At 45.4% G+C, this 7,093-nt stretch carries 6 protein-coding genes; 5 read left to right on the top strand and 1 reads right to left on the bottom strand.

Features of this window, described 5'->3' with window-relative positions; translation table 11 throughout:
- Window positions 1-426: DUF4159 domain-containing protein (locus VIN08_RS20875; protein WP_331969259.1), on the bottom strand; the 426-nt coding region annotated here is incomplete at its 3' end.
- A 115-nt stretch (window positions 427-541) separates the two neighbouring features.
- Here VIN08_RS20875 and VIN08_RS20870 point away from each other — a divergent pair.
- From VIN08_RS20870 to VIN08_RS20850, 5 genes are all read left to right on the top strand, one after another.
- Window positions 542-1,417, top strand: coding sequence for a hypothetical protein (locus VIN08_RS20870; protein WP_331969256.1), 876 nt, complete (start codon window positions 542-544; stop codon window positions 1,415-1,417).
- Between the two features lie 130 nt (window positions 1,418-1,547).
- The gene (locus VIN08_RS20865) at window positions 1,548-4,637 is read left to right on the top strand and encodes an ATP-binding cassette domain-containing protein (protein ID WP_331969253.1); all 3,090 of its coding nucleotides are present in this window, start codon (window positions 1,548-1,550) and stop codon (window positions 4,635-4,637) included.
- A 40-nt stretch (window positions 4,638-4,677) separates the two neighbouring features.
- Window positions 4,678-5,142, top strand: a complete 465-nt coding sequence (locus VIN08_RS20860; protein ID WP_331969250.1) for a hypothetical protein — start codon at window positions 4,678-4,680, stop codon at window positions 5,140-5,142.
- 445 nt (window positions 5,143-5,587) lie between these two features.
- Window positions 5,588-6,265, top strand: coding sequence for an L-serine ammonia-lyase, iron-sulfur-dependent subunit beta (gene sdaAB / locus VIN08_RS20855; protein ID WP_331969247.1), 678 nt, complete (start codon window positions 5,588-5,590; stop codon window positions 6,263-6,265).
- A gap of 7 nt (window positions 6,266-6,272) precedes the next feature.
- Window positions 6,273-7,093: TolC family protein (locus tag VIN08_RS20850; protein ID WP_331969245.1), on the top strand; the 821-nt coding region annotated here is incomplete at its 3' end.

Genomic DNA, 7,093 nt, shown 5'->3' with positions numbered 1-7,093 from the left:
GTGATAGATCGGGTGATCGAATGGTAATTCCACCAGTTCCAGTTCCGGAAATACTTTCTTTAGTTCAATGCGTATAAATTTATCGAGACCATAATTATCGTCAATGTGCAGAAAGCCACCGCCTGTCAGGTATTTGCGCAGGTTGCTGGCATCCGCATCTGTAAACACCACGTTGCCGTGGCCAGTCATATATATATAGGGATACAGAAATATATCGCGGCTGCCCGTTTCTACTATATCTTCTTCATCGGCCAGTGTCATGTTGAGCTCGCGATTACAAAACTCGATGAGATTAGGTAATGCTGTTTTGTTGGCATACCAATCGCCACCGCCCTGGTATTTCAGTTTGGCAATCTTTACAGGGATCTGTGCAACACTCTCCAGCACACACACAAAACTCAGAATCAGAATTAATCTTACTCGCATGGTTACATTAGCCCGTTAAAGTTCTTTAAAGATCAAAAATAATTTTTTCCGGGCGTTAAACCTTTAAACCCCGTCACAATCTAAACCTCAAACACAACAGAAAATTCACCAATTTATGAAAATCACAAATCTCTTCACCCGCTCATCATCTTTAAGCCTGATCGCAGCTATAGCGCTGATGGCATCATGCCAGGACGAAGATAAGCGTTTAACAGCATCAGACACACAGGATATTTCAGAGGAAACTGTGACTGACTCGTATTACCAGGATATGGATGACATGGGAAGCGTTGCAATTGCAACTCCCAGCGAAGCGCAGTTGAGTACCGGCCGTGTAGAAGGCTCTGTTACTATTACTATTGATGACTCGCGCTTTAGCTGTGCTACCGTTACATTGGAACGCGATGCGGCTTCTACTGCCGATGTTCCAAAAGGTACGATCACGGTTGATTTCGGAACAGGATGTACAGATTCAAGAGGTAATATTCGCTCAGGTAAATTGATCTTTGCTTACTATAAGAGACGTTTCCAGCCGGGCTCGACTGTGGTGGAAACTACAGATAATTATTATGTGAATGGTATAAAGCTGGAAGGCACGCGCACATCTACCAATGTTACCGGCAGTACAGAAGATGCTCCTAAATTTAATGTAGTGCTTACGGATGGTAAAGCAACCTTCCCGGATGGCGATGTGGCTACACGCAGCTCGAACATTACCTGGTCGTGGGAGAAAGGAGCAACACGTTTGCAAGACCAATTGATCATCGATAAATCCAGTGTAGCCAACGGTACAACCCGTGGTGGCAGAACGTATGCCGTGTCGCTGCAGGAAGACCTGGTGTATACGCGCACATGCTTCATGGCTGTTGATGGTATCAAAAAATATGTGATCGATGGTACGAAAGAAATTATAATTGACTATGGTGTAGGCGATTGTAAAAATGTAACGGTAACTGTAAACGGAATTACCCGTCAGGTTTCTGTAAAGTAAAAAGGGATCATAGCCCATTCATAGAGCCGCTCTGTATATGCAGGGTGGCTTTTTTTGTTTCAGATGATCTGCGAACGGTGCGCATTTTTAATTTTTTAATTACTATTTTGGTCGCACCTAGACTGAATCTATGAGTGAAGAACTGCTCAAGGCCATTATACAACTTTTTGCCATCGTTGCTCGTGAGCGTATAACAGAAGATGAACGCACGAAGATCAAGGAGTTTCTCAGCCTTCACCTGAATCGAGAGGCTACGAATTACTATCTCAAGTTATTTGACGAGTTCTGTCAAACCAACGAGATCAATACACGCCAGGAACTTAGTACGCTGGATGAAGACACCCAACAGTTTGTAGACGATTGGGCGAAGATCATGCAGATTGTAAAGCAGGTGAACCAGGCGCTCACCACGCAACAGAAGCTGGTGCTGATCATCAAGATTATTGAGCTGCTTTTTGTTGATAATGATATCTCGGACCGGCAAGGGAACCTGATCTTTTACATCGGGCAGGCGCTCAAGATACCGCAGCACGATGTACATGATCTGCAACAATTTGTTACCGGCCAGGATATAGATGAACTCGAATCGAAAAATGTACTCATCATTGATGAGGGTTCCGGTGAGTATGAAGGACCACGCATCATTGAAAAAGATCTCACCGGTCTTATTGCCGTGCTTCGCCTGTCGGATAGCGAAACATACTTTATAAAATACCTCGGCATTACAACCGTATATCTCAACAGTATATTGTTGAAAAGCCGGAAGATCGATGTGTTCCCTACAGGGAGTACTATTCGAGGAGATAAAGTAGGGCCGATATACTATAGCGATGTTATTGGCAAGTTTCTCACCAAAGAACATCAGACAACCCTTACGTTTACAGCCGATCACCTCTTCTATCATTTCAAAACCGGGAGGGCCGGTATACAAAACCTGAATATAGCGGAGAGTGGTGGTAAACTTATCGGGTTGATGGGTGCGAGCGGTTCCGGTAAATCTACTTTACTGAATGTATTGAACGGTTCTGAAAAACCTTCCAGTGGAAGAGTGCTCATCAACGGTATCAATATACATGAGCAGCCCAATAAGGTAAATGGTATAATCGGGTATGTGCCGCAGGATGATCTGCTCATTGAAGACCTGAGTGTATTTGATAATCTATACTATGCCGCCAAGCTTTGCTTCGGTCACTACGAAGAAAGACAGCTTGTTGAACTGGTCATGCGCACGCTCATGAATCTGGGCCTTACCGAAATACGAAGTCTGAAGGTAGGCTCTCCCATGAACAAGACGATCAGTGGCGGACAACGCAAGCGTTTAAATATAGCGCTCGAGTTATTACGCGAACCAACAATCCTGTTTGTAGACGAACCTACTTCCGGATTATCGTCACGCGACTCGGAGAATATCATGGACCTTTTGAAGGAACTCGCGTTGCGCGGTAAAATGGTATTCGTAGTCATTCACCAGCCATCGTCTGATATATTCAAGATGTTTGATACACTCCTCATTCTCGATGTAGGAGGGTTCCAGATATACTATGGTAATCCGATCGAAGCGGTCATGTACTTCCGCGACATCATGCATGCTGCCAATAAAACACAAGGGGCGTGCCCCGAGTGCGGGAATATAAATCCCGAGCAGATCTTTAGCATGATCGAAACCAAAGTGGTAAATGAATACGGGCGTCTTACCAACACGCGAAAAGTTTCACCGGGACAATGGTATCAGTTCTTCAAGCAAAAGATCAAGATACCACGCATCACGCATGTGCAGGAAGCGCTGCCCGTGGTGCAGGAAATTCCTACCTGGCTCGATCAGTTAAAAGTATTTATCACACGCGATATACTGGCCAAGATGGCCAACCGCCAGTATCTGCTCATTAATATACTGCAGGCACCACTGCTCGCATTCTTCATTGCCTTTATGGTAAAATACTATAATGTGCTGGAGGGCGACCCGCGATATACCTTCTATAACAACTATAATATACCGGTATATTTCTTTATGAGTGTGGTGGTGGCGTTGTTCTTCGGACTAACGATGAGCGCTGAGGAAATATTCCGCGACCGGAAGATATTGAAGCGCGAAAAGTTTTTGCACCTGAGCCGCAGCAGCTACCTCGTTTCGAAAGTAGGGGTCATGTTTGGTATATCCGCTTTTCAAACATTGGTGTTTACATTGATCGGGAATGCTATTCTGGGAATACCATTAACCGAGATTCGCTATTGGATTATACTCTTTAGCAGTTCGTGTTTTGCCAATATGCTGGGATTAAATATATCGGCATCATTCAACTCGGCTGTTACTATTTATATACTGATTCCTGTGCTCATCATTCCGCAGTTGCTATTGAGTGGCGTGGTAATCAGTTTCGACCGGTTCAATCCGCGTGTAGGCAAACCGATAGGTATACCTGTGGCGGGAGAGATGATGGCATCGCGCTGGGCGTTCGAAGCTTACATGGTTACGCAATTCAAAGACAACCCATTTGAAAAACAGTTTTATGATTTTGATAAAGTAGCTGCCGAGTCAGACTATAAGCGGGTATATTATATACCGGCTCTTGAATCGAAGCTGGCCTACTGTCTCAATAACCGCTCGCAATGGCGCAACCAAAGCAACGAGCAGATGGAGGAAACATTCGAGTTGTTGCAGAGTGAAATTAAAAGCGAGCTGTTGCTGGTGGGAGAAGATAAATTGCCGGAAGTAGAACGCCTTGCTATCGGACAGTTTGATTCAACGGTATATGCCAGCACTATGAGTTTTCTCTCGGTGCTTAAACGTTACTATGGATCGAAGGGAGATAATGCTGCGGCAATCAAGGAGAAGAAAGTGGCCGCACTGATGGCTACTCCGCAGCAGGCAAAAGAGTTTGAGGCCATGAAGCTGAAGTACGTGAACAAAGCGGTGAGTGATGCGGTAAAGAATATATCGGCAGCCGATCGCATAGTAGAGTACGAAGGAAACCTGGTGCAGAAGATATACCCGATCTACCAGGATGAGCACAAGCCCCGCCACCCGTTCGATTTCTCTGCCAACCTGTACCAACCCACGAAGTATCTGCTCGGAGGTACATTCGATACACTATATTTCAACCTCGCGGTGATCTGGAGCATGACAGTGGTATTGTTCATTACCCTATACTTTGATGGCTTGAAGCGTTTGATCCAGGTATTGGAAGGACATCGTAAATACAAGCGTAAAGATCGATCATAACAGAGAAGTTTTTTATTTTTACAGGCTAACCCGTAACGTTATGAACAGAAGATCGATACTGTTTTTATTTTTGATTGCCACCGGCATACTGGCTGCCTGCTCCGGTAAAAAAGAAGCGACTGCAGAAGAACATGCGCACGAGCATGAAGCTGCTGCCGCAGCCGATGTTGCCAATGAAGAGTGGAAAGAGATGGACGAATTTCACATGTTGATGGCAGAAGCTTTTCATCCGTATAAAGATTCATCCAACCTGGAAACTGCCAAAGCAAAAGCGTCAGACCTGGCAACGTCTGCCGAGAAATGGGCTAATGCTCCGCTGCCCAGGAAAGTAGATACCGAAGACACCAAAAAGAAACTCGAAGAGCTGAAGACCGGCACCGCTGCCTTTGTAGAAACCGTAAAAGCCGGTAACGATAAAGCGATAGGCGAAGAACTTACCAAACTGCACGATCTCTTCCATAGTATACAAGAGCTATGGTACGAAGGCGGGGAGCATAAGCATTGAGCTTAAAGCTTTAAGCCGAAAGCGAAAAGCTGAATATCGAACAAGGAATACCGATTAACGAAAGTAGAAGTATAGATGCAGAGACAGAAAGTCTGAAAGACCGGAAGTCTCAGTTGCTTTACGCTTTTCACTTTCTGCTTTACGCTTCTGTGATATTCTGTGGGAAACATTTGCATTTTAATCTGCGTTCGTCTGCTCCCGATAGCTAATCGGATGCGGGAAACAACGGAATTGAATATCGAACAAGGAACACCGATTAACGAATGTAGAAGTATAAATGGAATGTGGGAGCTTTTCGGCATTTATTCCGATTAACGGTTAACCATCAGCGTGTAACGACTAACCGCTAACGGTTCGCATCGCTCAGGTACTTATTTTAAAATTGTAGGCAAAATTTGTGTAACGCTGTTATACTTTTTGCGACATATTGCGTATTCTAACCCGTATGCCAGAAAAAAGTAGTGTTTTTGATATGATCGGCCCCGTAATGATAGGGCCATCGAGTTCTCATACGGCAGGGGTAGTCCGGATAGCACGTGCTGCTTACAGGTTGTTGGGAGGAATGCCGGACGAAGCCGAGATAACATTTTACAATTCGTTTGCCCGTACGTATGAAGGACATGGGAGTGACCGCGCGATCATTGCCGGCCTGCTCGATTTCAAGACCGATGATAAACGGATCAAGGAATCGCTTGATCTTGCCAAAGCGCAGGGACTGAACTATCACTTCAAATCTGTCGGGAATGCTTCCACACTTCATCCCAATACCATCAGGCTAAATCTGAAACGGGGAACGGATACACTGGAAGTAGTAGGCGAGAGTCGCGGAGGAGGACTCATTAATATAGCAGAAGTAAATGGCTTCAAGGCCGACTTCGGTGCAAACCTCCATACGATGATCATCACAGCCGAGGATGTAAAAGGTAGTATAGCCTTTATAGCCGATGTGCTGGCGCACGATGACTGTAACATTGCTACCATGTCGGTATCGCGCAAGGGCAGAAACGATGTTGCCTGTCTTGTTATTGAAATGGACTCCGGTATAAAGCCTGTAACATTATCGTACCTGCGGAGTCTTAGCTGGGTTAAACAAGTTATTTATATACCGGATATAGATTGTTGATATATACATGAGAAAATTAATACTAGCCTCCTTCGTTCTTCTGGCAGCTATAGCAACCTGCCGGGCACAGATCGATACCCTTAAACAACAGGCGCAAACTCCGCCTGCTACTGCCAAGTGGACATTGCAGCAATGCATTGACTATGCATTAGCCAATAACCTGACCGTACAACGGAATAACTATACGGTGGCCAGCAGTGAAGTAGATCTGAAGCAAGCGCAGTTCTCGCGTCTGCCTTCGGTGAATGGTAACGCATCGTACGGCTATAGCTGGGGTCGCGGTCTGGACCCGGTAAGTAACTCCTTTACTACACAGGAGATTCGCTCCTCGAACCTTTCAGCAAACGCATCGCTCCCTATATTTAACGGGCTTAGAATACACAACACGATTCGTCAGAATCAACGCACCGTAGCAGCGTATGAGCAGGACCTGGCAAAAGCCAAGAACGATCTTATTCTGAACGTTGCCAATTTATTCATCAATGTAGTCTTTAATAAAGAACAGGTAGACAACGCGCGATTCCTGGTAGAATCTACCAAGCAGCAACTGGAAAAGGCGAAGAAGCAGGTTGATGCAGGAGCCTTGTCGCGATACGAAACGCTTAACCTGGATGCACAGTTAGCCAGCAATGAAGTAACGCTGGTACAACAGGAGAACGCATTGGCATTGTCGATTCTTCGTTTGAAGCAGGCGTTGCAGATACCGGCAACACAAGGTCTTGATGTAGAGATACCGCAGATCAATCCACAGGAATTAGTAATCGACCAGACACGCGATGAGATATATGACGTTGCCCGTCAGTCGCTGCCCGAGATTAAAAGCGCAGA

Source organism: Ohtaekwangia sp. (assembly GCF_036568665.1).
Taxonomy (GTDB): domain Bacteria; phylum Bacteroidota; class Bacteroidia; order Cytophagales; family Cyclobacteriaceae; genus Ohtaekwangia.
This window is presented reverse-complemented; position numbering and strand designations above follow the sequence as displayed.